Source organism: Glycomyces albidus (genome assembly GCF_009451885.1).
Taxonomy (GTDB): domain Bacteria; phylum Actinomycetota; class Actinomycetes; order Mycobacteriales; family Micromonosporaceae; genus Glycomyces; species Glycomyces albidus.
Genome location: NZ_WIAO01000008.1, coordinates 115,484 through 139,643, shown reverse-complemented (window position 1 = coordinate 139,643; position 24,160 = coordinate 115,484). Strand labels below are relative to the sequence as shown.

The 24,160-nt window shown below is 72.2% G+C and carries 24 protein-coding genes and 1 tRNA gene; 9 read left to right on the top strand and 16 right to left on the bottom strand.

The window, feature by feature from the left end:
• Positions 1-67 precede the first annotated feature (67 nt).
• A complete protein-coding gene (locus GFD30_RS09270; RefSeq protein WP_227995977.1) occupies positions 68-259 on the bottom strand; it encodes a helix-turn-helix domain-containing protein in 192 nt (63 codons plus the stop codon).
• 92 nt (positions 260-351) lie between these two features.
• Positions 352-723 (bottom strand): type II toxin-antitoxin system RelE/ParE family toxin, encoded by a 372-nt coding sequence (locus GFD30_RS09265; protein WP_153024898.1) that lies wholly within the window; start codon positions 721-723, stop codon positions 352-354.
• A gap of 165 nt (positions 724-888) precedes the next feature.
• Between GFD30_RS09265 and GFD30_RS27860 the strand changes: the two genes are divergently transcribed.
• On the top strand, positions 889-1,977 hold the full coding sequence (locus tag GFD30_RS27860) for a DUF4253 domain-containing protein (RefSeq protein WP_153024897.1): 1,089 nt from the start codon (positions 889-891) through the stop codon (positions 1,975-1,977).
• On the opposite strand, the gene GFD30_RS09255 is transcribed toward GFD30_RS27860, so the two are convergent.
• Complete coding sequence (locus GFD30_RS09255) at positions 1,964-2,875, bottom strand: TetR/AcrR family transcriptional regulator (RefSeq protein ID WP_153024896.1); 912 nt, start codon at positions 2,873-2,875, stop codon at positions 1,964-1,966. The two genes, GFD30_RS27860 and GFD30_RS09255, sit on opposite strands and share 14 nt — an antisense overlap.
• 86 nt (positions 2,876-2,961) lie before the next feature.
• Here GFD30_RS09255 and GFD30_RS09250 point away from each other — a divergent pair, with 86 nt between their 5' ends.
• The 3 genes from GFD30_RS09250 (at position 2,962) to GFD30_RS09240 (ending at position 5,439) form a co-directional block, all read left to right on the top strand.
• Positions 2,962-3,921, top strand: coding sequence for an ATP-binding cassette domain-containing protein (locus GFD30_RS09250; protein ID WP_153024895.1), 960 nt, complete (start codon positions 2,962-2,964; stop codon positions 3,919-3,921).
• Entirely contained in the window at positions 3,918-4,754 is an 837-nt protein-coding gene (locus GFD30_RS09245) for an ABC transporter permease (RefSeq protein ID WP_322633097.1), read from the top strand. The genes GFD30_RS09250 and GFD30_RS09245 overlap by 4 nt, the downstream gene beginning before the upstream one ends.
• Positions 4,755-4,866: 112 nt before the next feature.
• Entirely contained in the window at positions 4,867-5,439 is a 573-nt protein-coding gene (locus GFD30_RS09240; protein WP_153024894.1) for a GNAT family N-acetyltransferase, read from the top strand.
• A 61-nt stretch (positions 5,440-5,500) separates the two neighbouring features.
• On the opposite strand, the gene GFD30_RS09235 is transcribed toward GFD30_RS09240, so the two are convergent.
• The 7 genes from GFD30_RS09235 to GFD30_RS26860 form a co-directional block, all read right to left on the bottom strand.
• Complete coding sequence (locus tag GFD30_RS09235; protein ID WP_153024893.1) at positions 5,501-7,402, bottom strand: beta-propeller domain-containing protein; 1,902 nt, start codon at positions 7,400-7,402, stop codon at positions 5,501-5,503.
• 98 nt (positions 7,403-7,500) lie between these two features.
• Complete coding sequence (locus GFD30_RS09230; protein WP_227995976.1) at positions 7,501-8,343, bottom strand: carbohydrate ABC transporter permease; 843 nt, start codon at positions 8,341-8,343, stop codon at positions 7,501-7,503.
• Positions 8,343-9,197, bottom strand: coding sequence for a carbohydrate ABC transporter permease (locus GFD30_RS09225; protein ID WP_322633096.1), 855 nt, complete (start codon positions 9,195-9,197; stop codon positions 8,343-8,345). The genes GFD30_RS09230 and GFD30_RS09225 overlap by 1 nt, the downstream gene beginning before the upstream one ends.
• Positions 9,198-9,246: 49 nt before the next feature.
• Positions 9,247-10,527 carry an extracellular solute-binding protein gene (locus tag GFD30_RS09220; RefSeq protein WP_153024891.1) on the bottom strand — a complete coding sequence of 427 codons (1,281 nt, stop codon included), beginning with the start codon at positions 10,525-10,527 and terminating at the stop codon, positions 9,247-9,249.
• A 342-nt stretch (positions 10,528-10,869) separates the two neighbouring features.
• Positions 10,870-10,940: transfer RNA gene (locus tag GFD30_RS09215), tRNA-Gly, on the bottom strand.
• A gap of 178 nt (positions 10,941-11,118) precedes the next feature.
• Positions 11,119-11,952 carry a S1 family peptidase gene (locus GFD30_RS09210; RefSeq protein WP_194201903.1) on the bottom strand — a complete coding sequence of 278 codons (834 nt, stop codon included), beginning with the start codon at positions 11,950-11,952 and terminating at the stop codon, positions 11,119-11,121.
• Positions 11,953-12,056: 104 nt separating this feature from the next.
• Positions 12,057-12,536 (bottom strand): GNAT family N-acetyltransferase, encoded by a 480-nt coding sequence (locus GFD30_RS26860; protein WP_322633095.1) that lies wholly within the window; start codon positions 12,534-12,536, stop codon positions 12,057-12,059.
• Positions 12,537-13,036: 500 nt separating this feature from the next.
• Between GFD30_RS26860 and GFD30_RS09200 the strand changes: the two genes are divergently transcribed.
• Entirely contained in the window at positions 13,037-14,134 is a 1,098-nt protein-coding gene (locus tag GFD30_RS09200) for a PP2C family protein-serine/threonine phosphatase (RefSeq protein ID WP_153024890.1), read from the top strand.
• 79 nt (positions 14,135-14,213) lie between these two features.
• On the opposite strand, the gene GFD30_RS09195 is transcribed toward GFD30_RS09200, so the two are convergent.
• The gene (locus GFD30_RS09195; RefSeq protein WP_153024889.1) at positions 14,214-14,351 is read right to left on the bottom strand and encodes a hypothetical protein; all 138 of its coding nucleotides are present in this window, start codon (positions 14,349-14,351) and stop codon (positions 14,214-14,216) included.
• Between the two features lie 389 nt (positions 14,352-14,740).
• Between GFD30_RS09195 and GFD30_RS09190 the strand changes: the two genes are divergently transcribed.
• On the top strand, positions 14,741-16,579 hold the full coding sequence (locus GFD30_RS09190) for an acyl-CoA dehydrogenase (protein ID WP_153024888.1): 1,839 nt from the start codon (positions 14,741-14,743) through the stop codon (positions 16,577-16,579).
• Between the two features lie 242 nt (positions 16,580-16,821).
• The gene (locus GFD30_RS09185) at positions 16,822-17,115 is read left to right on the top strand and encodes a hypothetical protein (RefSeq protein WP_153024887.1); all 294 of its coding nucleotides are present in this window, start codon (positions 16,822-16,824) and stop codon (positions 17,113-17,115) included.
• Between the two features lie 15 nt (positions 17,116-17,130).
• Here GFD30_RS09185 and GFD30_RS09180 read toward each other — a convergent pair whose 3' ends face one another.
• The 4 genes from GFD30_RS09180 to GFD30_RS09165 form a co-directional block, all read right to left on the bottom strand.
• Positions 17,131-17,526 carry a hypothetical protein gene (locus GFD30_RS09180; RefSeq protein WP_153024886.1) on the bottom strand — a complete coding sequence of 132 codons (396 nt, stop codon included), beginning with the start codon at positions 17,524-17,526 and terminating at the stop codon, positions 17,131-17,133.
• A gap of 9 nt (positions 17,527-17,535) precedes the next feature.
• The gene (locus tag GFD30_RS09175) at positions 17,536-18,210 is read right to left on the bottom strand and encodes a hypothetical protein (RefSeq protein ID WP_153024885.1); all 675 of its coding nucleotides are present in this window, start codon (positions 18,208-18,210) and stop codon (positions 17,536-17,538) included.
• A gap of 544 nt (positions 18,211-18,754) precedes the next feature.
• Entirely contained in the window at positions 18,755-19,279 is a 525-nt protein-coding gene (locus GFD30_RS09170) for a hypothetical protein (RefSeq protein WP_153024884.1), read from the bottom strand.
• Between the two features lie 9 nt (positions 19,280-19,288).
• Positions 19,289-20,977 (bottom strand): hypothetical protein, encoded by a 1,689-nt coding sequence (locus GFD30_RS09165; RefSeq protein ID WP_153024883.1) that lies wholly within the window; start codon positions 20,975-20,977, stop codon positions 19,289-19,291.
• Positions 20,978-21,199: 222 nt separating this feature from the next.
• On the opposite strand from GFD30_RS09165, the gene GFD30_RS09160 reads away from it, so the two are divergent.
• Together GFD30_RS09160 and GFD30_RS09155 are read left to right on the top strand one after the other, a co-directional pair.
• Positions 21,200-21,523: a hypothetical protein gene (locus tag GFD30_RS09160; RefSeq protein WP_153024882.1), complete on the top strand. Its 324-nt coding sequence runs from the start codon at positions 21,200-21,202 to the stop codon at positions 21,521-21,523.
• A gap of 9 nt (positions 21,524-21,532) precedes the next feature.
• On the top strand, positions 21,533-22,942 hold the full coding sequence (locus GFD30_RS09155) for a hypothetical protein (RefSeq protein ID WP_153024881.1): 1,410 nt from the start codon (positions 21,533-21,535) through the stop codon (positions 22,940-22,942).
• Between the two features lie 527 nt (positions 22,943-23,469).
• Here the strand turns inward: GFD30_RS09155 and GFD30_RS09150 are convergent.
• Positions 23,470-24,138 (bottom strand): hypothetical protein, encoded by a 669-nt coding sequence (locus GFD30_RS09150; protein WP_153024880.1) that lies wholly within the window; start codon positions 24,136-24,138, stop codon positions 23,470-23,472.
• Positions 24,139-24,160: the final 22 nt, after the last annotated feature.

Here is a 24,160-nt window from a genome sequence, read left to right as displayed (position 1 = left end):
CGGTCCTGGTCGTCATCCTGACCTGCGCCTTCTTCTTCGGCCTCCTGTTCAACAAAGGCCGCCGCCGCTAGGCGGCCATGCGAGGCGCGAAGTCGATGACCAGGTCGACGTCGAGTGCCGCGGCCAACCGCTCCAGCAGCGGGATGGTCGGCGTGACGCCGCCCCCCTCGAGCCGCGAGAGCTGCGGCTGGGTCATGCCCGCCCGGTCGGCCAGCTCGACCTGGCTCAACCCGAGCTCATGCCGCCGCTGGTAGACCATGCGTCCGAGCAGAAAGGCCCGGCGCGCATCTTCGTAGTCCTCGGAGTGCGCGCCAGAGCGGCGCCATACGGTGTGATCCCCAGGCTTGCGCATCACTTCTCCTCCATGTTCCGATCGTAAACGTCGTGCGCGGAAGCGTGCCAGGACTCGCACTCCAACTGCGCGCGTCGTGCCCGTTGGATCTCGGCCCGCTCTTGGGGCCGCGTCTTCGCGAACACGGTGAGCAGTACGATCCGCCGATCCGGCGCCAGCCAGTAGGTGATCCGAACTCTCCGCTGCGGCAAGTAGAATCGGAGCTCCCGCACTTTGCCGCCTAGGTGCTTGGAATACGGCTCGCCCAGATCGCCGCCGAACTCGGTGAGCAGGTCGCCGTAGAACTCGACCCGGTCGTACTCCGGGCGAGTGAGCGATTCCAACCACTGGCGTACCTCGGGTTCCAGCTCAATCGTGAAATACTCCGTCATGCATTCGACGGTATATGCAATCGATGGTATAACTTGCGAGCGACACGCGCAACCGCTTGGGGCGGAATCGGGGGTGGGCGTGGCGGATGTCGGACCGACAGGGCATCATGGTTCCTTGTGGGACTCCTCCAGCGTCTGTTGGGGCGCCGGGACACACCAGATTCAGTGCCAGATCCCGCCGCCCAACCCGAACCTGCCTCCGAGCCCGAGACCGCGCCCGAGCCCGGCGCGTCGTCCGGGGCGCTCGGCGATGCCGCCCCCGAGAACGGCCCGGACCCCTCACCGGTCGCCATTGAGGAGGACAGCATCGCTCCCGCAACACCCGTGACCGGCCTCCGGCTCGTGCCCGACCTCGAACCCGAGCCCGATGCGGAGCCCGACGAACCCGCGGCCCCCAAGCCGGCCGTGCCCGCGCAGGCCGAGTCGCCGGACGCGATCTTCGTGCCCGAGCGGCCCCGCCGGGAACTGCTCACACTGGACAAACCCGAGCCCCCCAAGGGCACCGGCCGCGACGAGATGATGCCCCGCATCGACAGCGAGGACCTCGACATCGCCGGGTCGCCGCGCGCCGACCTTCGCGCCGCGGGCCTCGCCGTCCCCAAGATGCACCAGCTCGTGCGCCGCGGCGACACCGCCATGTGGGCCTTCGCGGTCCGCGCCTCCGAGGCGCTGCGCTGGTGGCTCGACATCCGCCAGGCCGCCGACCAGACCGGCTGGATGCCGGTGCTCCTCGGCCCGCCCGAGGAGTGGCGGGACAACGGCGAGGCGATCATCCACGAAGGCGACGACGAGCTCGCCCGCGCCGAGGAGATCGACGCCGCCGAACTGCTCCACGAGAAGGGCGCCGAGGCCGGCGAGCCCGCCCGCGGCGTCCCGATCCTGCCGCGCCGCGGCGACTCCGACTTCGCCACCCCGCAGCAGGAGGGCCTGCTCGGGCTCGTCGCGACCGACGCGGGCTGGAAGGTCCCGGCCATGTTCCCGTGGAAGGGCTCCACGAACTGGGAGCTGTACGGCGCCGAGCACGCCGCGGTCCTGCGCAGCTGGAACCGCCGCTTCGAGGCCGAGCTGGTCGCCATGACCTACGACGTCATCGAGCTGTACGTCCCGCACCCGCCCTCCCGCGAGGAGGCCATCGCCGTCGCGGGCGAGGCGTACGCCTACTGCCCCGACCTCCTCGACTCCGGCGTCCCCACCCTCGAGGACCTCGCCGAGCACATGATCAGGTCGAAGGCCTGGTACTTCAGGTGGACGTAGTCCGGCCTGAAGCGGGCGCGGGGCCGGCGGACCCCGTTCCGCCTCGAGCGGAGGCGGATCCGGGGGAGTGAGCCCCGCCTAAGGCCGAGGCGGACCCGGTCGGGCCGGAATCCGCAGCCGCGCCGCCGGGGCTCCGCGGTGCCCTGCGGACGGCCTCCATCCGGGGGGCCAGGCCGTCGAGGAACCGGTCGAGCAGGTAGCGCATCGACTCGTGCGCGGTGATGTCCCACGCCTCCTCGTCGGAGAACACCGTGATGCGCGGGTACCGGCCCGAGGCCACCGCCTTCTCCAGGTACGGCGCCTGCATGTCCCACCACTCGCTCTCGGTGGTCTCGGGCGCGTCGTCCGCGCTGTCGCCGAGCAGGTACTGCCGCGCCGTCCCCGTCACGAGGTTCATCACCGAGGTGACGACGAGGTTCTTCTCGCGGTCGGGCAGGTCGTGGCCCTCGAAGGCCGACAGCGCGAAGTCGTACCCGGCGAGCGAGTCCGGCCCGAGCACCGGGCGGCGCTGGTTGATCTCCAGCAGCCACGGGTGCGCCTCGTAGACCTCCCACGTGCCCTCGGCGAGGAGCTCCAGGCCCTCGCGCCAGTCGAGCCGCGTCAGGTCCGGTTCGACCCCGTCGAAGCGCGAGATCCGGTCGACCATGAGGTCGATGAGCTCCTTCTTGCCGGGGATGTACCGGTAGATCGTCATGGCGCCGACGCCGAGCTCGGCCGAGACGCTGCGCATCCCGAAGCACGAGCCCTCGCGGTCGGCCACCGCGATGGCGGCCTCCACGATCCGGTCCACGGTGAGCCGCGGTTTCGGCCCCGGCCGGCTCTGCTGCGGTTCGAACTCGCGCCAGAGCAGCTCCAGGCTGCGTTTGGGGTCGCCCGCCCCCGTCTGTGGTGTCGCCATAGGGGCCTCATGATATCGCGCTTGCTAACCGGGTACATCGTATGCTATTACTGAGTACAACGTACCCGATTCAGGGAGACCAGTCAATGACCACCACGACCGTCGAGGCCGTCGGCCTCGGCAAGCGATACAAGGACACCGCCGCACTCGACGGCTTCGACCTCGCCGCCGAATCCGGGACCGTGCTGGGCCTCCTCGGCCCCAACGGCGCCGGCAAGACCACCACGGTCAGGATCCTGACCACCCTGCTCCGCTTCGACACCGGCCGCGCCGCCGTCGCCGGGTTCGACGTCGCCAAGGACGCCCGCCAGGTCCGCCGGCGCATCGGCCTCACCGGCCAGCAGACCGCGATCGACGACCTCCTCACCGCCCGCCAGAACCTCGTCCTGTTCGGCAAGCTCTTCCGGCTGAACAAGTCCCGCGCCCGCGAGCGGGCCGAGGAGCTCCTCGGCCAGTTCGGGCTCACCGAGGCCGCCGACCGCCAGGCCAAGGGCTTCTCGGGCGGCATGAAGCGCCGCCTCGACCTCGCCGCGAGCATGATCCTCGCCCCGCAGGTGCTGTTCCTGGACGAGCCGACCACCGGCCTCGACCCGGCCGGGCGCCGCGAGGTCTGGGACGCCGTCTCCGGCCTCGCCGCCGACGGCACCACCGTCGTGCTCACCACCCACTACCTCGACGAGGCCGACCGCCTCTGCGACCGCATCGCCGTGATCGACCACGGCCGCAACCTCGTCGACGACACCCCCGCCGGGCTCAAGCGCCGCATGGGCGCCGACCGGCTCGAGATCGTCGCCGCCGACCCCGCCGACCTGCCCGCGCTGGAGCGGGTCGTCGCCGCGGTCGCCGAAGGGGACGTCGTCGCCGACGAGGCCGGGCCGAGCGTCTCGGCCCCCGTGAAGGACCCGGTCGCGGCCCTCACCGCCGCCGCGACCGCCTTGCAGGACCAGAAGATCGCGGCGGCCGACATCGGCCTGCGCCGCCCGACCCTCGACGAGGCGTTCCTGGAACTCATCGGCGGAACCGACCAGAAGGAGGCCCAGCAGTGACCGCACTCGCCCCGCTGCCCGACGAGACGTTCGCCGGGCGCGTCAAATGGACGCTCCACGACTACCGCGCCATCGTCGGCCAGGAGTTCACGCACCTGTGGCGCCAGCCCGCGAACTTCGCGTGGGCGCTCGGCTTCCCGATCGTCATGGTGCTCCTGTTCGTGTACGTCTTCGGCTCGGCCATGGACGTCACCGGCCAGGGCGCCGGCGTCGACTACGTCGCCTACGCCATGCCCGGCATGTTCGCCATGACGATGGCGTTCGGCTTCACCAACACCGCGTGGGCGGTCGCCGAGATGAAGGAGAAGGGCTTCATCGACCGGGTCCGCTCGATGCCGATGGCCTCCTCCGCGGTCGTGGTGGGCCGCAACATCGCCGACACCATCCACGCCGCCGTGGACCTGCTCGTGCTGTTCCTCATCGCCCTCGCCATCGGCTGGCGCAGCGAAGGGACGCTCTGGGAGACCCTGGGCGCCTTCGCGATCCTGATCTGGCTGCGCTTCGCGCTCATCTGGGTCGGCATCTGGATGGGCCTCATGGTCAAGGGCGTCGAGCAGGCCGGGAACCTGTTCGCCCTCGCGTTCCCGTTCGGCATGGTCTCCTCGGTGTTCACGCCGCCGGAGCTCATGCCCTCCTGGCTCGGCGCGATCGCCGCATGGAACCCGGTGTCCGCCACCGCGACCGCGATCCGCGAGCTGTTCGGCAACCCCGTCGCCGCCGGCACCTCCTGGCCCGAGCAGCACGCGCTGCTCGCCGCGATCGTGTGGCCGCTGGTCATCACCGCGATCTTCCTGCCGCTGGGCGTGCGCCGCTTCCGGAACCTCGGCCGCTGAGCCGAATCGGAGACCTGAGGGAAACAGGAAGGCGGGCCCGCGCTCCGGCGCGGGCCCGCTCCGTATGTGAGAGCATGTCAACCGTCGGCTCACGGCCACCTCTGGAGGGCACATGTCCGAGTCCCCGCGGGACTTCACGGCGTCGCTCGGCGACGGCGCCGAGCTGCGCCCCCTCGTGCCGGACCTGGCCGAGGAGATGACCGCCCACATGGACCGCGGCCGCGAGTTCATCGGACGGCACGTGGCGATCGCCGACGTCTGCGCCGACGCGGCCGGCACCCGCGGGCTCCTGGACGCCTACGCCGCGAAGGCCGCCGCCGACACCGGGCGGATCTGGGGGATCTGGCTCGACGGCACCCTCGTCGGCGGCGTCCTCTTCCGCACCTTCGACACCCGGATGGAGACCGCCGAGGCCGGCTGCTGGCTCGAGCCCGCCGCCACCGGCAAGGGCATCGTGACCCGGGCGGTCACCGCGATCATCGACTGGGCGGTCGAGGAGCGCGGCATCTACCGCGTCGACTGGTACGCCTCGGTCCGCAACACCGCGAGCCTCGCCGTCGCCGAGCGCCTCGGCATGACCAGGGAGGGCGTGCTCCGCGCCGCCTACCTCCACCGCGGCGAGCGCTTCGACATGGAGGTCTGGTCCGTCCTCGCACCGGAATGGCGCGCCCGCAAGGACTCCTGAACGCGTCGGAGGCCCGCGCCGCCACCCGAAAGGCGGCGCGGGCCCGCTCCGTCCCCCGGCGCTAGAACTCGATCCAGGCGGTCCGCTCGTACCCGCCGCCGAGCTCGTTGGCCTGCAGCCCGGCCGCCGACAGCGTCCACACCTGGTCCCCGATCACCAGCGAGCGCACGATGCCCTCGGCGTACGGGTCGTCGACGTCCTGCTCGATCCAGGCGGCCTGCTCCACCGAGTCGGTGCCGATCGCGAGCACCACCGCCCCGACGCGCGAGTGCATGTAGTCCTCGTCCCAGTCGGTGACCGGCAGGACCGCGATGCTCGCGTCCTGCCAGTACAGGAACGCGTGCGGGTCCCACTCGACCGCCGAGTCCGCGTCCTCGCGGAAGTACTGGTCGAGCACCGCGGCCTCCGGTGCGGCCGTGTCGAACAGGCTCACCTGGAGCCCCGTCGTCACGCCGTCCTCGGTCGCCTCCTGGCCGACGCCGAGCAGCCGGTCCTCGCCGACCGGATGCAGGTAGCCCGAGTAGCCGGTGATCTTGAGCTCGCCGGTGACGACCGGGTCCGACGGATCCGAGAGGTCCACTGTGTACAGCGGGTCGGTCTGTCGGAAGGTGACGACGTACCCGGTGGGGCCGATGAACCGGACCGCGTAGATCTGCTCGGTGACGCCGAGGTCCGTGACCGACCCGGTCTCGGTCAGCGCGTCCTCGCCGACCGCGAACACGGTCACCGTCGACTTCGACTCCTCCGGTTCGGGCGCGGCCTCCCAGGCGCAGTCGGCGGCCGGTCCGCACCCGCCCCACCAGCCCCACATCTGGTCGTTCTCGGTGGTGGCGACCCGCAGGTGGCCGTCGTACTCGCTGAGCGAGTACTGGTTCAGCAGCGACCCGGGCGCGGTCGCCTCGCCCGCGAGGCGCGGCTCGCCGCCCTCGAAGTGGAACCGGTAGATCTCGGTCTCGCCCTCCGGGTCCTCCTCGCCCCAGCCGTAGTCGTAGTGGGCCAGGTAGAGGCTGTCGACGGTGCCGTGGACGGTCTCGCCGTCGGCCATCACGGTGTGCGGCGAGACGCCCTCCCATCCGCCGCCGGCGGCGAGCCCGAACACGGTCACCGCGGTGCCGCTGAACCGGTCGGGGTGGGCGATGTCGCCGCAGTCGATCTCGCCCGCTTCGCCGTTGACGCTGAACTCGGGGATCCAGTCGTCGAGCCCGGTGGCGGCCACGGCCGCCTTCAGGTCCTCGAAGTCGGCGTCGGCGTCGTACAGGACGTCGTGCACGGGCTGGATCGACGGCTGGGACGACACCGCCAGCCGCACCTCGCCGCCGACCATGCGGGCGTCCACCATGCGCCCCTCCATGGCGAACGTGTCGAGCACCTCGAGCGTCGCCGGGTCGCGGCGCTCGACCCTGAACTCGCTGCGGTAGTCGCCGTCGTCGTCGACGTCCTGCGTGTACATCGCGATGAGCTCGCCGTCGCCGAGGAACAGCCGGTGGTCCCACGACATGTCGTCGAACCGGGACTCCGCGGCGACCTCGCCGGTGCGGGTGTCGACGACCCGCAGCGTCTGCCCGACGACACTGTAGACGAACGTGCCGTCGGTCTTGGCGATGTCGGGCTCGTCGACGCCCGCGACCGCGTTGTTGGTCTGCGAGTGGGAGTCCGAGGACTGACCGGAGGTCGGGGCGGCGCCGCCGTCGTCCGCGGCGGCCATGTCGCCCTCTTCGCGGGCCAGGCCTTCCGCGTCGACGAAGACGGGGGCGGTGGCCTGCCACTCGGCCATCATCCCGAGTGCGGCGTCCTGGATGCCCTCCAGGGCCTCGTCGCAGCCGCCGTAGGACGCGAGCTGGGCCGAGGCGGGCACCCAGGGGACGATGTCGACGCCGAGGTCGGCGTCCGGTTCGTGCGAGGTGCACCCGGCGGCGGCGAGGGCGGCCGCGCCCGTCAGTGCGATGAGGAGTTTCGCTTTCATGCCAGTCGGACGCCGCCGCGGCGGCCGCGGTTCCCGCCGCCCGCGAAAAAGGGCCCGGGTGGTCTCCCACAACCCCGGGCCCTTCTTCGGACGGCGTCTCAACCCTTTGTCGCGCCCGAAGTCAACCCGCTGATGAGGTGCCGTTCGGCGAACGCGTAGAACACGAGCGCCGGCAGCATCGCGAGCATGACGAACGCGAGGACCCTCGCCGTGTCGGAGGCGTACTGGCCGCTGAACTGGGTGACGCCGAGCGGGAGCGTCCACCAGGTCGACTTCTGGAGCACCACCAGCGGCAGCAGGAACGAGTTCCAGGAGCCGACCAGCGCCAGCACCGAGGTCGTGGCGAGCACCGGCCGCGACATCGGCAGCAGGATGCGGGTGAAGAACAGCCACGGCCCCGCGCCGTCGATCGTCGCGGCCTCCTCGACCTCGCCGGGGATGGACCGGAAGAAGGTGCGCAGGATGATGATCGTCAGCGGCAGGCCGAACGCCGCCTGCGGCAGGATCACGCCGAACGGGCTGTTCAGCAGCTCGAAGGTGCGCAGGATGATGAACAGCGGCAGCACCGCCACCGCGAACGGGAACATCATCCCGGCCGCGAAGAGCGTGAACAGCCCCTCCCGGCCGCGGAAGGCGAAGCGGGCGAAGACGAACGCGATCATCGCCGAGCAGATCACCACGATGAACGTGGTGACCAGCGCGATGAACACCGAGCTGAAGACCTGCTGCCAGAACGTGCCTGAGGCGAGGACGTCGGTGTAGTTCGCGGTGTTCCACGGGTCGGGCAGGCCCAGCGCGTTCTCGCGGAGCTGCTGGTTGTCCTTGAAGCCGCCGAGGAGCGCGAACAGGATCGGCGTCGCCACGAACGCCGTCGTGATGAACGCGGCGACGTAGAAGCCCGTGTGGCGCATGAGGCGCGCGCGTCGAGTGGTGACCTTCATCAGCGGTTCCCCCCGGCGGTGGTGATCGACCCCTGGAGGTCGCGGTTGAGGACGAAACGCTGGTAGAACAGCGCGAACACGAGGCTGATCAGGAACATCGCGATCGACAGCGCCGAGGCGTAGCCGATCTGGTTGCGCTGGAAGCCCTGCTCGTACATGGTGATCGCGAGGGTCTCGGAGGCGTGGAACGGTCCGCCTCCGGTGAGCACGTACACCAGGTCGAAGAGCTGGACGGACCCGATGACGGACAGGAACACGATCATCCGGACCGTCGGGCCCATGAGCGGCAGCGTGATCCGGCGGAACGCCTGGGCCCCGGTGGCGCCGTCGATGGCGGCGGCCTCGTACAGCTCGTCGGGGATGTTCTGGCGCCCGGCCAGGAACAGGATCATGTGGAAGCCGAAGAACTTCCAGGTGAGGATGCCGAAGATGACGAACATGACGATCTCGCGGTCGGAGAGCCAGCCGATGCGCGTCTCGATGCCGACGGCCGCCAGGATCGAGTCGACGAAGCCGCGGTTGGGCGAGAGCACCAGCCGGAACAGGACCGCCGTGACCGCCTCGGTGAGGACGTACGGCACGAAGAACAGCAGGCGGAAGGCGGTGCGGCCAGGGAAGCGCTGATGCAGCAGCATCGCGAGCCCGAACGAGATCGGGAGCTGGATCAGCAGGGACAGCACCACGATCAGGCCCAGCCGCCACAGGTCGCCGAGGAAGACCTCGTCCTGCAGCAGGTTCCGGAAGTTCTCCAGCCCGACGAAGTCGGTGGGCACACCGCCGAGGCCGTTCCAGCGGAAGAACGCGACGTACGCGGCGAACAGCACCGGCACGATCACGAACAGCAGGAACAGCACCAGTCCGGGCGCCCCGTTACCGGGGAGACCCGAGGGGACTCCTTGAGTGTCACGCTTCGGCCGCCCAGGCGTCGTTGACCATCTGCACGAACTCCTCAGGGGTGACCTGGCCGAGGATGAGGCCCTCGGTGGCGTCGTTGATGACGCTGCCGATGGCCGGCGGGTAGGCCTGGTCGAGGTAGAGCTGCGTGCCGGTGGCGGTGGCGAGCGCGTCGACGACCTTCTGGGTGTCCTCGTTCAGCTCGGGCGCGACGGCTTCCACGTCGGCGGCGACCGGGGTCAGGTTGCCCTCTTCGATGGCGCGGGAGTAGTTCTCGGGCTCCATGAAGTTGCAGAGGAAGTCGAGCGCCTCGTCGGGGGCGTCGGCCGCGACCGCGTAGCCGTTGCCGCCGCCGAGCCACTCGGTGATGGTGCCGGCGCCGCCCTCGACGGTCGGGAACGGGAAGAACCCGAGGTTCTCGGGCCCTTCGGTGCCGGAGTTGTCGCGCTGGGCCTGCGGGGCCCACTGGCCCATGAGCTCCATGGCGGCGAGCCCTTCGCCCATGACCGCGGCCTGGCCGTCGGCCTCGCCGTAGACGGCGGACTCGAAGCCGGGCTGGAACGGCTCGAGGGCGGCCAGTTCGGCGACCATCTCGCCGGCCTGGATGAAGCCCTCGCCGGAGAAGTCGCCGGACTCGGCGGCGGCTTCGAGGCCGTCGAGGCCGACGGTCCGCATCACGAGGTAGGTCCAGTAGTAGTGGCCGGGCCACTTGTCCGCGCCGGCGAGGGCGATCGGCGCGATCCCGGCCTCCTTGAGGGCCTCGACGGCGCTCAGGAACTCGTCCCAGGTGGCCGGGGGCTGGTCGATGCCGGCCTGGGCGAAGAGGTCCATGTTGTACCAGAATCCGACGACCCCGGCGTCGAACGGCATGCCGTAGAGCTTGCCGTCGATCGTGTAGGGCTCGAGGGCGATCGGGTTGATCTGGTCGATGCAGTCGAGCTGGCCGGTGAGGTCCTTCACGAGGCCGGCCTCGACCTGCTCGGCGAGGACGCCGCCGCCCCAGGTGTGGAAGATGTCGGGCACGTCGCCGGACTGCGAGGCGGTTCCCATGCGGTCCTTGAACGCCTGGTTCTCGATGGCCTGGACGTCCATGGTCAGGTCGTTGTCGGCCGAGAAGTCGTCGGCGAACTCCTGCCAGGTGGACATGAGGGGGTCCTGGTTCTGGATGTGCCACCAGGTGATGTCGGCGTCGCTCTCGCCGCTGTCGCCGCACGCGGCGGCGCTCAGCGCGAGTGCGGCGGCCGCACCTGCGGCGACCAGCGCCCGGGGCCGGAGAAGGGGATTTCGCATCGCGAGTCGTCCTTTCGAGGGATGAGGGTTCGTCCTCCGGAGCCGGCCGGGTCCTGCGCCGCCGGCACGCGACAGCCGAGGGCAGCAGAGCCCGACCGAAACTTTCGGAACAACTATCGGAAACTTTCGATGCGGTCATAGTACCTGCGGGATTGTGGAAAGTGAAGGGGGTCTCTATCTGAATGACAAGGAAGCGTTTGCACAGCTGAGGAGCGGGATGCTACGCGTGTGCCAGGTGGGGAACGCCGGGAACGGTCAATCGAACGGAAATCGAACGGGCGATTCCAGGGGATGCGAAAACGGCCGCCCCGGAGACCGGGACGGCCGTGAAGATCCTCGCGGAGCGGGTGACGGGAATCGAACCCGCTTCTCAACCTTGGGAAGGTCGCATTCTACCAGTGAACTACACCCGCGAACTCCGCCTGAACGGAGCCGCACCGAGTATACAAAAGGCCGAACGACCGCTCCCGGTGCCCCGGAGGAACGCCTCCGCCACGGGGCGGCGAGGGCCGGGCGGGCCGCCCTTCCGGCAGCGGCCCGCCCGGCCGTCATGATCGCGTCCGGCCCCCTGCCGTGCGGGCCGGCGTCCGGCTACTCCCAGCCGGCAAGGACCTCGCCGATGGCGTCGTCGAAGTCGGCGACCTCGGCGTACACGCCCGGGTTGCCGGGCTCGGCGCAGCCGTAGCCCCAGCTCACGACGCCGGCGAGGATCAGCTCGCCGTCCTCTTCGGCCATGATCGGGCCGCCGGAGTCGCCCTGGCAGGAGTCCACCCCGCCGTTCTCGACGTCGCCGGCGCACAGCATGCTCGCCGCGTCGACCTCACCGGGGTACGCCGCCTCGCAGTCGGCGTCGCCGACGAAGGGCACCTCGACCCAGTGCGCGACGGTCGGGTACTCCTCGCCGGTGTCGCCCCAGCCGGCGGTCTCGAGGGCGCCGAACTCGGCCGGGTCGGTGCTGAGCGGGATCGGATCGACGTCGACCGGTTCGTCGAGCTTGAGCAGCGCCCAGTCGTTCGCCATCGCGATCGGATCGTTGTAGTCCTCGGCCACGTGGACGGCCGCGACGGACGTCTCGACGACCGCGTCGGACTCGAGGTCCACCGAGCCGGAGAAGACCACGAGCGTCTCGGGGTCGGTCACGTCCTCGACGCAGTGCGCGGCGGTGAGGACGACGTCCGCGGCGATCACCGAGCCGCCGCAGAACTGGCGCTCCCACGGGGTGCCCTCGCCGGCGGAGCCGAGCCCCACCAGCCAGGGGTACCGGCCCTCCTCGGCGGGCCCGCCGCCGATGATCTGGGCGTCGAAGTCGCCGCCGGGGGTGTCCTCCGCGTTGGCGGCGACCCCGGTCCAGGCGAGCGCGGCCGCGCCGAGGCCCGCGGCGACGCCGGCGCCGAGGCGGATCAGGTGCTTCCTCTTCTTGTCCACTATGGTCCTTTCGGGGTGGATGTGAGGGTTAGGCCGTTTGGCCTTCCTGATCCGAAAGGCGCCATCAGTGGCTTTGGTGGTTGCGTGCCGTTTCTGAGGGCGATTCAGTGAATTACAGTGGATTCGCTGCCGAGTTCCTTGCCGAGGTGGATCGAGCCCTCCTCGGCGCCGTAGTAGCCGAACGGCTCGACGGCGGTATAGCCGAGCAGGCCGTACATCGCGACCGCCTCGGGCTGCAGCGGCCCGGTCTCGAGGATCACGCGCTTGCGGCCGGCCGCCGCCGCGGACGCCTCGACCGCGGCCACGATCCGCTTCGCCAGGCCCTGGCGCCGGGCGCTCTCGCGCACGAAGACGCGCTTCATCTCGGCGTCCTCGCCGTGCGAGCGCCAGCCCCCGCAGCCGACGGCCCCGCCGGACTCGTCGTACACCACCAGGAAGTCGCCGTTCGGCGGTTCGAAGTCGGCGTCGGCGAGCTCGGTCATGTCGCCGGCGCCGTAGCGCTTGACGTATTCGGCCTGGACTTCGTCGCAGAGCGCGCGGGCGACCGGGCTGGAGTAGGGGGTCCGTGAAATCGTGAACTGCACGGCCCCAAGATTCGCACAACCGCCCGTCACGGCGCCAGCGCTTTTCGTCACGTTTGGGACCGGCCTTCCGAATCCGCGCGCGGGCGTCGATTCCGGACCGCGCAGCCGCGGCCGCTGCGGCGCCGCCCCAGTTCAGGGCCCGAAAACCCTGTCCGAACGGAGGATGTTCGGGGACCCGTTCGGCGCCTACGTTCGACCGAACGCACAGACTTGGCCGTCACCCGGGCGGCGACGTCCTCCACGCCCGGTAGCGCCGCGCCGACCATTACGATCTTCACATCGGCGATGGTCGAAACGGGTCCGGCACTCCGGGCTTCCCAGCGCCGTCGGCCGGGGTCGGTGCTGACGACACCCCCGGCCGATGCGGGGGCGCGGCGATCCCCTCCGGTCCCGCCCGGGGCTCGGGTGCTCCCGCGCCCGAACCGGCGACCCCTCGAGGGGCCACCGGCCGCGTGCGGGAACTCGCCCGCGATCCCGTTGGGAAGGAGGCATTCATCCACATGCGCACTACGCAGCGCCGCAGGCCGGCCCCGGCTCGGGGGGACCTGTGGAAGGGCTGGTCCGCGCCGTCCGTGCGGTCGGCGTTCAGCGCCGCGTTCGCGGTCGTGGTGGTCCTGGTCGGGCTGCGCCTGACCGTCCGCGACGACTCGCACGCGGTGACGTGGCTGGCGCTGCCTCCGCTGGCGGCCTCCGCGTTCCTGCCCTGGCGCTGGGTCGCCGGGGTCGGGGCCGCGAGCATGGGGGTGGCCTTCGCCTACGTGTGGATCCTCCACGGCTTCTCGATGGCGCGCGTCGCCGGGCACGGCATGGACTTCCTGGTGGTGGCCGTCTCGGTGGCGATCGCCGCCGCGGTCGCGGTCGTGCGCGAGCGCGACGACGAGCGGCTCAAGCGCCTGACGCAGCTCGCCTCGGTGGTGCAGCAGGCGATCCTGCGGCCGATCGGCGAGCGCTTGGGGCCCTTCGACATCGCCGCCCGGTACGTCTCGGCCCGCTCGGGCGCGGAGATCGGCGGCGACCTCTACGAGGCCCTCGACACCGAGTACGGGGTGCGGATCGTCATCGGCGACGTGCGCGGCAAGGGCCTGGACGCGGTGCGGCTGTCGTCGACGGTCCTCGGCTCGTTCCGGCACGTGGCGTTCGAACGCCCCGACCAGCGGTGCATGGTCACCGACCTCGACCACGCGGTGGTCCGCAACGGCGGCGACGAGGACTTCGTCACCGCCATCCTCCTCCAGGAGCGCGGCGGGACCCTGGAGATCATCAACTGCGGCCACCCGCCCCCGATGCTGGTGCGCGACGGGGTGGCGACCTACCTCGAATCCGAGTCGATGGCGCCGCCGCTGGGCCTGGGTCCTTCGGCGCAGGAGCTGACGGTGCGGCTCCAGCCCGGCGACCGGATCTTCCTGTACACCGACGGCCTGGCCGAGGCGCGCAAGGACGGCGAGTTCTTCCCGATCCGCGAGCGCGCGTGGAGCCTCATCGGCCACGGGAACACGGGCGACGGCCTGGCGTCCCTCGAGACCGCGCTGCGGCGCTGGGTCGGCGGCCCGCTGACCGACGACATCGCGCTGCTGCTCCTGGACTACCGCCCGGACTGACCGATCCTGCAGCGGCGCAAGGCGGTCAGCCTCGGCCGCCGGCGGCGTCGGCTCGTCAGCCGCACGGGCAGGCGGCGGCTCATCCGGCGGCCTCCTCGGCGGGGGCCGGGACGGCGACCCGGAAGACGCGGTGGAGGACGGGCCGGGCGCGGCGGTGGCGTCCGATGTACGCCGGCCTGGCGCGGGCGGCGATGCGGTCGGCGACGGTGCGGATCATGGGTGCTCCTGGTGGTGCGTGCGGCGGTGCGGCGTGCGGGTACGGCGGTGGGACGGCGCGGGACGCGGCGGAGCGCGGCGGGCGCTGCGCGGCAGTGCGGTCGGTGCGGCGTCGGTTCGGTAGGCGGTGTTCGGCCGGGCGGTGCGCCGCCTGGTGCGGGCGGTATCGCACAGGCGGTCTGACACCGGGTTCAACGAGGCACGGCTGCGCCGGTTACGGCGTGCTCTCGAAGACCTGTGCGATCACCCGATCGAACGACGGTCCTGCGCCCCGGCCTGTCGGAAACCCGACGCGACACGCTTGACGACCTGCGAGGACCGCGGGATCCTTGTACTGATTACCGACGAGTAATATGATGGGGGTTACCACCGAGTAATGGAGGACCCGCAATGACGCACTTCCGCCACAACCTCCGGGACCTGGAGTTCAATCTCTTCGAGGTCTTCGGAGCGGACAAGATCCTCGCCCACGAGACCTTCCCGGACCTGGACGAGGCCACCGCCCGGGAGATCCTGGCGGAGCTGGCCCGCCTCGCCGAGAACGAGCTGGCCTCCAGCTACGTCGAGGGCGACCGCAACCCGCCCTCGTTCGACCCGGCCACCGGCTCGGTGACCCTGCCCGAGGCGTTCAAGAAGTCGTACCAGGCGTTCATCGACGCCGAGTACTGGCGCCTCGACCTGCCCGAGGTCCTCGGCGGCACCTCCGCACCGCGCATGCTCTGGTGGTCCATCGCCGAACTCGTCCTCGGCTCCAACCCGGCCCTGTGGATGTACGCCGCCGGCTCCTCGTTCGCGCACAGCGCCTACCGCGAGGGCACTCCCGAGCAGCAGGAGTGGGCGAAGCTCTTCATCGAGAAGGGCTGGGGCGCGACCATGGTCCTCACCGAGCCCGACGCGGGCTCCGACGTCGGCGCCGGCACCACCAAGGCCTACCTGCAGCCCGACGGCTCCTGGCACCTCGAGGGCGTCAAGCGGTTCATCACCTCGGGCGACCAGGACATGACCGAGAACATCATCCACTACGTCCTGGCCCGGCCCGTGGGCGTCGAGGGCGCCGGCGGCCCCGGCACCAAGGGACTGAGCCTGTTCATCGTCCCGAAGTACCTGTTCGACCCGGCCACGGGCGAACTCGGCGAGCGCAACGGCGTCAAGGTCACCAACATCGAGCACAAGATGGGCCTCAAGGTCTCCGCGACCGCCGAGCTCACCTTCGGCGAGAAGACGCCCGCGAAGGGCTGGCTCCTCGGCGACAAGCACGAGGGCATCCGCCAGATGTTCCTCATCATCGAGTACGCCCGGATGATGGTGGGCACCAAGGCGATCGCGACGCTCTCCAGCGGCTACCTGAACGCGCTCGACTACGCCAAGAGCCGCATCCAGGGCCCGGACCTGCTCCAGTCGAGCGACAAGACCGCTCCGCGCGTCCCGATCATCAAGCACCCGGACGTGCGCCGCTCGCTCCTGCTCCAGAAGAGCTACGCGGAGGGCCTGCGCGCCCTCGTCTCCTACACCGCCTCCTGGCAGGACAAGTTCGTCCTGGCCGAGGCCGACGGCGACGAGGAGGCGGCGGACACCGCCAAGCGGATCAACGACCTGCTCCTGCCGCTGGTCAAGGGCTGCGGTTCCGAGCGGGCGTTCGAGCTGCTCAGCTCCGAGTCCCTCCAGACGTTCGGCGGCTCCGGGTACCTCCAGGACTACCCGCTCGAGCAGTACGTGCGCGACGCGAAGATCGACACGCTCTACGAGGGCACGACCGCCATCCAGAGCCTCGACTTCCTGTTCCGCAAGATCGTCAAGGACAACGGCGAGGCGCTCATGGCCGTCGCCGGCGAGATCATGGAGTCCACCCAGGACGGCCACGCCGAGCTCGAGGACGTGCGCGGCCGCGTGCTGCGCGCCCTCGGCGACGTGCAGGGCATCATCGAGGCGCTCCAGCCCGCCCTCATGGCCGCGATGGGCGACGACCCGCGCGAGCTGTACAAGACCGGGCTGCACTCGCGGCGCCTGCTGCTGGCGGTCGGCGACCTCGTGGTCGGCTGGCTCCTGCTGCGCCAGGCCGAGGTCGCCCAGGGACGGCTCGACGCCGGCGCCGACGACGACTTCTACCGCGGCAAGGTCGCGGCCGCGAAGTTCTTCGCCCGCGAGGTGCTCCCGCGCGTCACGGCCGACCGCAAGGTCGTCGAGGCGGCCGACCTCACCGCGATGGACCTTCCCGACGAGGCCTTCTAAGTCGTCCGCTCCGGGCACGATCCACGGCTCGCGCCGCACCCGACGAGGGTGCCGCGCGAGCCGTTTCCCCTTTCGCCGGACGCGTCGACCGGTTCCGGGACCCCGTGCCGCCCCAGGGGGACCGGCCCGTCACAGATCCGTCATCGGCCGGCGGGGCGGCCGCGGTGATCGATCGGTGACCTTCTGCGCGACAGTGCCCGGAGCACCGCCGGGCGCCCGTCCGGGACACGAAGGAGGAAGCCATGACCGAGCCCATGGACGCGGGCGCCCTGCTGCGGGCCGCCGACGCCGCCCTCCGGACCCTCGGCTTCGATGTCGAACCCGCGCCGCTCGTCGTCCTCGGCCCGGCGCAGCGCACCGCGATCGCGATGGCCGGACCGTTCGGCGGCCTCATCGAGGCGGCCCTCCAGGCGCAGGCCGCGGCCGGGACGCTCGGCCTCCAGGCCCTCGCCGCACTGGCGGGCGCCGCCGACGCGGCGGCCCTGCTCGCGCCCGCCGACCCACCGCGCATCGCCGGGGGACAGGGCGAGCGGTGACGGCCTCCCCGTCCGCTAGTCCGGGACCGTGCACAGCGTCAGGCCGCCTTCGAACCAGATGAGCGTGCCGCCCGCGTAGTCGCACGAGGTCCAGCCGGCCGCGTCGTAGACGGGCGGCGCCGAGTAGACCTCGACGACTTCGGCCTTGGTCGCGGCGGACCAGCACGGCACCTGGACGTACCGGGACGCGCCGGCCTCGTCGTACTGCTGCTGCACGCAGATCCCGCGCGCCGGCAGCGCATCGAGTTCACTGTGGACGACCTCGCTGACGAGGTCGGCGAAGCCCCGGTTCGTCAGGTAGAGCGCGAACAGGAACAGCGCGACGGTGACGCCGATCTTCCCGGTCGCCGGCACCACCGGGAGCTCGCCGCCGAGGATCTCCTCGGCGCCGCCTTCGTCTTCGGTGGACATGGCGGCCCCTCAGCCGGCGTCGTGCGACAGGACGGCGCCGAGCGTCTCGCGCGCGTGCGCCTGCGCCGCCTGGATGGCGGCGGTCGCCCGGGCGGAGAGCGCCTCGCAGTCGGTGCCGACGGTCGCATTGGGAGCCAGGAAGTCGAAGCCGGTGAGGCGGCCCTCGACGTCGACTTCGGCGGAGCAGAAGCCGTCGCCGGGGGTGTGCGTGAAGCGGTCGCCCGCGCAGGCGGCGACACGGTCGCGCAGCTCGTCGCCCTTCCGGTCGGGCAGGCGTGCCGCGAGCAGGTCCCGGTGGGCGCGTTCGAGGTCGAGGACGTGCTCGGAGCGGGCCTTCTCGGCGCCGGTCCAGGCGGCCTCGATCGCGTCGGCGACCGCGCGGTTGCCGAGCCGGTCGACGGTGGGGCTCAGGGCGAGGGTGCGCAGGCGGCCGAGGTGGTCGAGGCGGACCCAGGCGACCCGGCCGGGGTCGGTGCCGTCGAACGTCCGGGCCGAGAGCTCCTCGGTCAGCACCCGCCCGCGCTCGGCGAGGTCCGCCGCCCGCTCGTACCGCCCGCGGTCGGGCGCGGCCGCCAGAGCGCGGTGGACGGCGTCGCGCGCCGGCCCCGCGGGCAGCCGCGCGGCGGCCTGGCGCGCGGCGTCGAGGCGGTCCTCGTAGTCCTCGGGGATCTCGATCCGGTTCATCGGGCGTACCTCCTCATGGGGCTGACGGCCACGATGTTCGGCGCCCCGGCCACTCATCGGTCACCGATCGGTCATCCCGGCGGCAGGGCGGCGTCACCGCGGCCGCACGTCGGAGGCCGCCGAGTTCGACGTCGAGTGCTCCGAGGCCGGCGTCATCTCGATCGACGAGCCGACAGGGCCGCGCGCAGGGCCGGCACCCCCTCGACCATCCGAGACGGTCGGCGGCTCCGCGTTGCCCGGTCTCCGTTCGCGCCGTGACGGTCCCACCGGACGCCGCCGCCTCCGCTCGCGGCCGGCGGACGGGTGCGGTTCCCCTTCCGGCATGGAAAAGCGCCGGCCCTCGCATGGATCGGGCCGGCGCTCGCACCGCCGCACTCGTTCGGGTGACTTTCGGTTCACCCGGGCCGGTTTCGGCCCTTTTCCTGTCGGACCCCATTGGCAGGATCGGGTGCGGCGACGATCTCGGTCCCCTTCGGGTGGGTGGGGGCTGCGGATGGATCTTCGGCGGTCGCGAGCGGCGCTCATGCGTCCCGCCCGCCCGACCTCAGGTCGCGGTCACCTCTGCAGCGGCGGTCTCGGCGACGACCGACGCACCGCCGCCGTCGACGAGACCGGTCGTCCCGGCGTCCGAGCCGCCGTCGGCCAGGCTGATCGCCGAGTCCGTCCCGCCGTCGGTCGGCGCGGTGCCCGAACCGTCGATCAGGTACGTCCCGGAGCCGTCCGGGACCGATCCGCCGGTGCCGGGAGTGGCGCCCGCGTCGGTGATCGCCAGCGTGGCCTCGTCGTCCGCTTCCGTGCCGCCGCCCGCGACCTCGGCGAGGGCCGCCTCCATGCCGTGCAGCGTGCCCCGCAGGTACTGCAGGTTCCGCCAGGTCGCGGCGTGGAACTCCTGGTACCGCACAGCCGCGTTGTCGGCCGCGCCCGGCGCGGTCCCGAAGGCCGGGGCCCGGCTCAGGGTCCCCGCCGCGAGCACCGGGATCACCTGGCCCTCGAGCTGGTCGAGCAGCCCGAGGAGGAACTGCCGGTACTCCTCGACCGCCTCGGCGTCGAACACTCGCTCCTGCGTCATCGCCACTCCTCAGATGTAGGGGTCGTCGCCGGGCCGCACGTAGCCCCAGACGTTGCCGGTCTCGCGGAACAGGAGGTCGTCGGACTCCTCCGCCTCCTCGTCCTCTTCGGACTTCTCGTTCTTCTTGCGCGCGTCCGCGGCCTGCTGGCCGACCACCGCGCCGCGCGCGGCCCCCACGCTCGAGCCGGAACCGCCCGACGCCGCCGGACCGGTCGCCCCGCCCGGGCCGAACACGCCCGGCGCCGCGCCCGTGAAGGCCGACCCGCCGCCCGCGGCGGGCAGCGCGCCTCCCGTCGCGACGGTGCCGCCGCCCGAGTAGCCGCCGACGGCACCGAACCCGCCGCCTCCGCCGCCGGCCAGGCCGCCCGAGACCGCCCCGTCCGCGCTCTCCTGCGCCGCAGTCGAGTCGGCCGCGTCCTCGGTCTTCACCGTCCCGTCACCGCCGGGCGGCACCGGGCTCGGGTCCTGGGTCGCCTGCGGTGTCACCGGCGGCGCCGGCTGCTCCATGGCCGGCGACGCGAGATCCATGAAGGACGCATCGGCGCTGTCGGGGTACGGCCGGTCCGCCCCGTCGGTCCGCATCGCCGCGAGCTGCTCGCTCTGCCCGCCGCGCTTCTCCGCGATCGACTCGTCGATCGCGGCGTGCCGCTCCGCGTACCCGGCCAGCTCGGCCGAGATCCGCGACGCGAACGCCGTCTTCGCCTCCTCGCCGGCCCGCAGCCGCGCGTCCGAGACGACCGCGTCCACGGCCGCCGTCCCGGCGCGCTCCTCGATGAACGCCCGCACCTCCGCCGCCAGCGACGCGTCCGCGCCGCCGAGCCGGAGCGCCTGCTCGGCCTCCTCGCAGCCCATCAGGATGCAGTCCCCGTGCCACCACGCGGGCCGCACGTGGATCGCGACCAGGCTCGTCCACTCCCCGTCCGCGCCGACCATCGGCGCCGGGTACGGGATCTCGCCCGAGTCCCCGCCCTGGAGCGTGTAGAGCGCCTCCTCGCGGTTCTTCAGCTCCCCGGCGGCGGCCTCGATGTCGTCCAAGACGCCCTCCACGAGCGCCTTCGCCTGGTCGGCCTGCTCGCCGAACGCGTCGAAGTCCGTCCCCGCCCAGCCGCCCGACAGCGCCGCGAGCTTCGTCCGCATCAGCCCCGGCCAGTCGGCGAGCACCGCCGCGACCTCCTCGGTCCATCCGGTCCGCAACCGCTGCAGCGAGAACAGGTCCGGGTCGAGGGGGCGCACCGCGGCGACCGCCGACCGGAAGTCGTCCTCGGTCGGGTAGGACATCCCCTCGCAGCGGGGCTTGAACCGGCCGAGCTGGCCCTCGACCGGGACGGCCGAGACGAGCTGCTCCCACTCGGCCTCCGCCGGGTGCGCCACCGGGTGCGGGCAGGCGCCGGCCGAGCATCCGGCCCGGCCGCCGCCGGAGGCGCCGGTGTCGCCGAAGGCGATCTCCGAACTCGCGGTCGGCTCGGTGTAGACCGCGGTGTCGTACGACGACTCGCCGTACCCGCCGGCCGCGTCGTACGCGGCGGTGTCGTAGGACGCCGTCTCGTAGGCGGTCCCGCCGCCGTCGTACACGAGCGCCGTGTCACCGCCGGCCTCGGCGGTGTCGGCCTCGGCAGTGCCTCCTTCGAACACTGTCACGTACTCCGAGCCCGCGTCCCCGCCGGGGGCCGAGCCCTCGATCAATCCGCCGTCCGTCATGCCGGTGCACCTCCCTGGGTCCTCCTGGTGGCGCCCCAATGGAAGACCGCCGCGTCATGGAAACGTCACGACTTCGCACCGCCCGCTTCGGGACCGGACCGTGACGGCGGCGTGCACAGTGCAGAGGACGCGATGCGGCGGACCGCGATGCAGGGGACGGCAGTGCGGGCACCGCCCGATTGGAGGCCGCCGGGGCGTCCGGCACCGGCGCGAGGAGGACGAGTGAACGTGTACATGGAAGTCGAGAAGGTCCGCGGCGGCGGCGCGGACCTGAAGACGATCGCCCCGGGCGCGCGCAAGGCGTCCGACCGGGTCCAGGCCCCCGCCGAGAACGCCGCCTCGGGGAACGCCGGGTTCCTCACCGCCGACGCGGGCGTCCAGTGGAGGACCGCGCTCGACGAGGTCACCGCCGGCGTGGAGCGCCGCGTCGCCTGGCAGGGCGAGCAGGTCGCCAGCAGCGCCGACGACATGGACGGCACCGACGGCGACGTTGGCGGGAACTTCCGCTCGATCGAGCGGAGCATCCCCGCGAAGCGGCGAGGATAGGAGGATCCGATGCCCACCTACGAAGAGGCGCTGGCCGCGAACCCGGCCGCGTTCGTCGACTACGCCGCCGAGATGACCGCGGCCGGCACCGATCTGGCCGAGCACCGCACCGAGTACGACTCGACCGTCATCGCGATCAACGCCGGCTGGAAGGACGAGGCGAACGCCGCGTTCAACGCCGACGCGGCGGTCGTCGACGGCCATGTCGAGCAGGTCGCCTCGCAGGTCGGCGAGACCGCCGAGATGCTCGACGCCGGCGGCACCGCCATGCAGTCCATGGTGGAGCAGCTCAAGGTGCTCGACGCGTCCTACCGCGGCGCCGGGTTCAACGTGCGGCCCGAACCGAAGGTCGAGCTGGGCGCCGTGCACTGGGCGGCGATCGCGGCCGCCGGGCCGTTCGGCCCGATGCTCCAGGCCCTCTTCCAGGCCCGCGCCGACGAGGGCACCGCCCAGCTCCAGCTCGGCCTGTCCCTGCTCACCGCGACCGACGCGGCCACCGGTGCCGGGCTCACCGGCGCCGCCGCGGCCCTCGAGCCGTTGGAGGACAAGGGCGGTGAGACCGACACCGACACCGACGCGAACGCGGAACGGGTCGCCAGGACCGCCGACCGGGACGGCGACGGCCCCGGGGACACCCCCGGCGAGGACGACCCCGGCAAGAAGCGGGACGACGGCGAGGACGAGCAGGACCGGAAGGACGAGGACGACAAGGACAAGGACGGGAAAGACCAGGACGAGCAGGACCGGGACGAGGATCCGAAGGCCGAGGACGAGCAGGACCGCGGGGAACCGCAGCAGGAGCCGCCACAGGACCCGCAGCAGGAACCCGAGGGGCCCGGCGCGGAGGCGCCCGGGTTCGAGGAGCCGCAGATCCCCGGTCAGGAGCCGCCCGGCCCCGGCGACTACACCGGGCCCGAGATCCCCGAATTCGAGAGCGAATGGGACCCGGCCGAACTCGGTGCGGGAGCCGAACTCCCCTCCGGCGGTCTCGCCGGGGGCGGCGGCATCGGCGGAGGCGGCGTCGGCGGGGGCGGCTCGCTCGATCCCGTGCCGACCGGCGGCGGCTCGGGCGGCACTCCGGTCGGGCTCGTCGGCACGGCCACCGGCGCGGCGGGAGCACCGGCGACCGGCGGCACCGGCCCCCGCAGCGGAGTGGGCGGCCTGGTCGGCGCGCCCGGCGCGCGCGGGCCGGTCAACCCGGACGACGAGTACGAGCGCGAGTCGTTCCTGACCGAGGACCCGGAGGAGGACGTCTGGGGGATCGGCACCGACGAGAACAACCCCTACGTCGACTTCCATCAGGAGCAGGAGCAGCAGGCCGAGGAGGCGCCCGCCCCGCCGTCCTTCGAGGAGCCGACGTTCACCCTCCCCGGCTTCGACCTGCCCGACCCGCCCGAGCCGACGCTCGGCAGGAGCTGAACCCCCGCAAGGAGAACGGCCCGCCGTCCACAGGAGATCCTCGCTGTGGACGGCGGGCCGTCCGCTCCCCGGGCCGTACCCACTACTCCCCGGGGGCGTCCATCGGGCCTCGCGGCCGCGGACCGGGAACGGTGCGCGCCTCGATCCCAGGCTCGCGGGCCGGGACGGGCCGTCGGGACCGTTCGCCGTGCGGCGGACCCGAACCGCGTCTCGATCCGCGGGGCGGTGCCGGAACGGTCGGTCCGTTCGTCCGGCTCGCCGCGGGGCCGGCAGGCCCGCTGCGTCCGCTGCCCGCGAGCCGCAACGCCCGTTGCAAGCGGGACGGGACTCGGCACCGCCTCGCCCTGGCCCGCGCGCCGTGCCCAGGTGTGCCGTCCTGTGCATCAGGACGGTCGTCATGGCCCGTCCGCCCGCTCCGCCGCGTTGCCGGGGCCTCCGGATACGTCACCGATATCTGAACGCTTCTCCGCCTTGCGAGCGAACGAACCGACTCGGATGCCGCTTCGACCGGATGCACAGGACCGGCCCTATCCGGCCGCGAACACGGCCGACAGCCGCTCGGCGGCCCGGCGCTGCGCCAGCCCGATCGCGGCCGACACCTCCGAGCCGAGCTGCTCGTAGTCGACGTCGATGGTGGTATTGGGGACCAGGAACCGGAACGCGGTCAGCCGGCCCCCCAGCGCCACCTCCGCCTCGCACAGGTCGTCGTCGCCGATGGCGCTCGAGAACCGCTCCGCCGACCGCGCGATCCACTCCCGCAGCTCCGCCGAGCGCGGATCGGGCGCGCACCGCGCCAGCAGATCCGCGCCGACGCGCTCGGCGCGCATCACGTGCTCGGCGCGCGCCGCCTCGGCCGCGTCCCAGGCCGTCTCCACGGCCTTCGCGACCGCGCGGTTGCTCATCCGGTCCACCGTGGGGCTCAACGCGAGCGACCCCAGCCTGCCCGTGTAGTCCAGGCGCAGCCACACCACCCGGCCGCCGTCGGTGCCGTCGAAGCCGGCGCTCATGAGCTGCGCCGCGAGCGCGGACGCCCGGTCGGCCGCCTCCATCGCCGAGCCGACCCGGTCGCGCGACGGGGCGTGCGCGAGCACCCGCTCGGCGCTGTCGCGCAACGGGCCTGCGGGCAGCGCGGCGAGCGCGGCCCGCGCCGCCGCGACGCGGTCCTCGTAGTCGTCGGGTACGGCGAAGCGTTCCATGGCGGCCCCCTCCTCGGCTCGA

Excerpts from the sequence above, each read along its gene's own strand:
- GFD30_RS09270 (WP_227995977.1), bottom strand. The coding sequence starts at position 259 with ATGGTCTACCAGCGGCGGCATGAGCTCGGGTTGAGCCAGGTCGAGCTG.
- GFD30_RS09265 (WP_153024898.1), bottom strand. The coding sequence starts at position 723 with ATGACGGAGTATTTCACGATTGAGCTGGAACCCGAGGTACGCCAGTGG.
- GFD30_RS09255 (WP_153024896.1), bottom strand. The coding sequence starts at position 2,875 with ATGGCGACACCACAGACGGGGGCGGGCGACCCCAAACGCAGCCTGGAG.
- GFD30_RS09250 (WP_153024895.1), top strand. The coding sequence starts at position 2,962 with ATGACCACCACGACCGTCGAGGCCGTCGGCCTCGGCAAGCGATACAAG.
- GFD30_RS09240 (WP_153024894.1), top strand. The coding sequence starts at position 4,867 with ATGTCCGAGTCCCCGCGGGACTTCACGGCGTCGCTCGGCGACGGCGCC.
- GFD30_RS09235 (WP_153024893.1), bottom strand. The coding sequence starts at position 7,402 with ATGAAAGCGAAACTCCTCATCGCACTGACGGGCGCGGCCGCCCTCGCC.
- GFD30_RS09230 (WP_227995976.1), bottom strand. The coding sequence starts at position 8,343 with ATGAAGGTCACCACTCGACGCGCGCGCCTCATGCGCCACACGGGCTTC.
- GFD30_RS09220 (WP_153024891.1), bottom strand. The coding sequence starts at position 10,527 with ATGCGAAATCCCCTTCTCCGGCCCCGGGCGCTGGTCGCCGCAGGTGCG.
- GFD30_RS09200 (WP_153024890.1), top strand. The coding sequence starts at position 13,037 with ATGCGCACTACGCAGCGCCGCAGGCCGGCCCCGGCTCGGGGGGACCTG.
- GFD30_RS09195 (WP_153024889.1), bottom strand. The coding sequence starts at position 14,351 with ATGATCCGCACCGTCGCCGACCGCATCGCCGCCCGCGCCAGGCCGGCG.
- GFD30_RS09190 (WP_153024888.1), top strand. The coding sequence starts at position 14,741 with ATGACGCACTTCCGCCACAACCTCCGGGACCTGGAGTTCAATCTCTTC.
- GFD30_RS09185 (WP_153024887.1), top strand. The coding sequence starts at position 16,822 with ATGACCGAGCCCATGGACGCGGGCGCCCTGCTGCGGGCCGCCGACGCC.
- GFD30_RS09180 (WP_153024886.1), bottom strand. The coding sequence starts at position 17,526 with ATGTCCACCGAAGACGAAGGCGGCGCCGAGGAGATCCTCGGCGGCGAG.
- GFD30_RS09175 (WP_153024885.1), bottom strand. The coding sequence starts at position 18,210 with ATGAACCGGATCGAGATCCCCGAGGACTACGAGGACCGCCTCGACGCC.
- GFD30_RS09170 (WP_153024884.1), bottom strand. The coding sequence starts at position 19,279 with ATGACGCAGGAGCGAGTGTTCGACGCCGAGGCGGTCGAGGAGTACCGG.
- GFD30_RS09165 (WP_153024883.1), bottom strand. The coding sequence starts at position 20,977 with ATGACGGACGGCGGATTGATCGAGGGCTCGGCCCCCGGCGGGGACGCG.
- GFD30_RS09155 (WP_153024881.1), top strand. The coding sequence starts at position 21,533 with ATGCCCACCTACGAAGAGGCGCTGGCCGCGAACCCGGCCGCGTTCGTC.
- GFD30_RS09150 (WP_153024880.1), bottom strand. The coding sequence starts at position 24,138 with ATGGAACGCTTCGCCGTACCCGACGACTACGAGGACCGCGTCGCGGCG.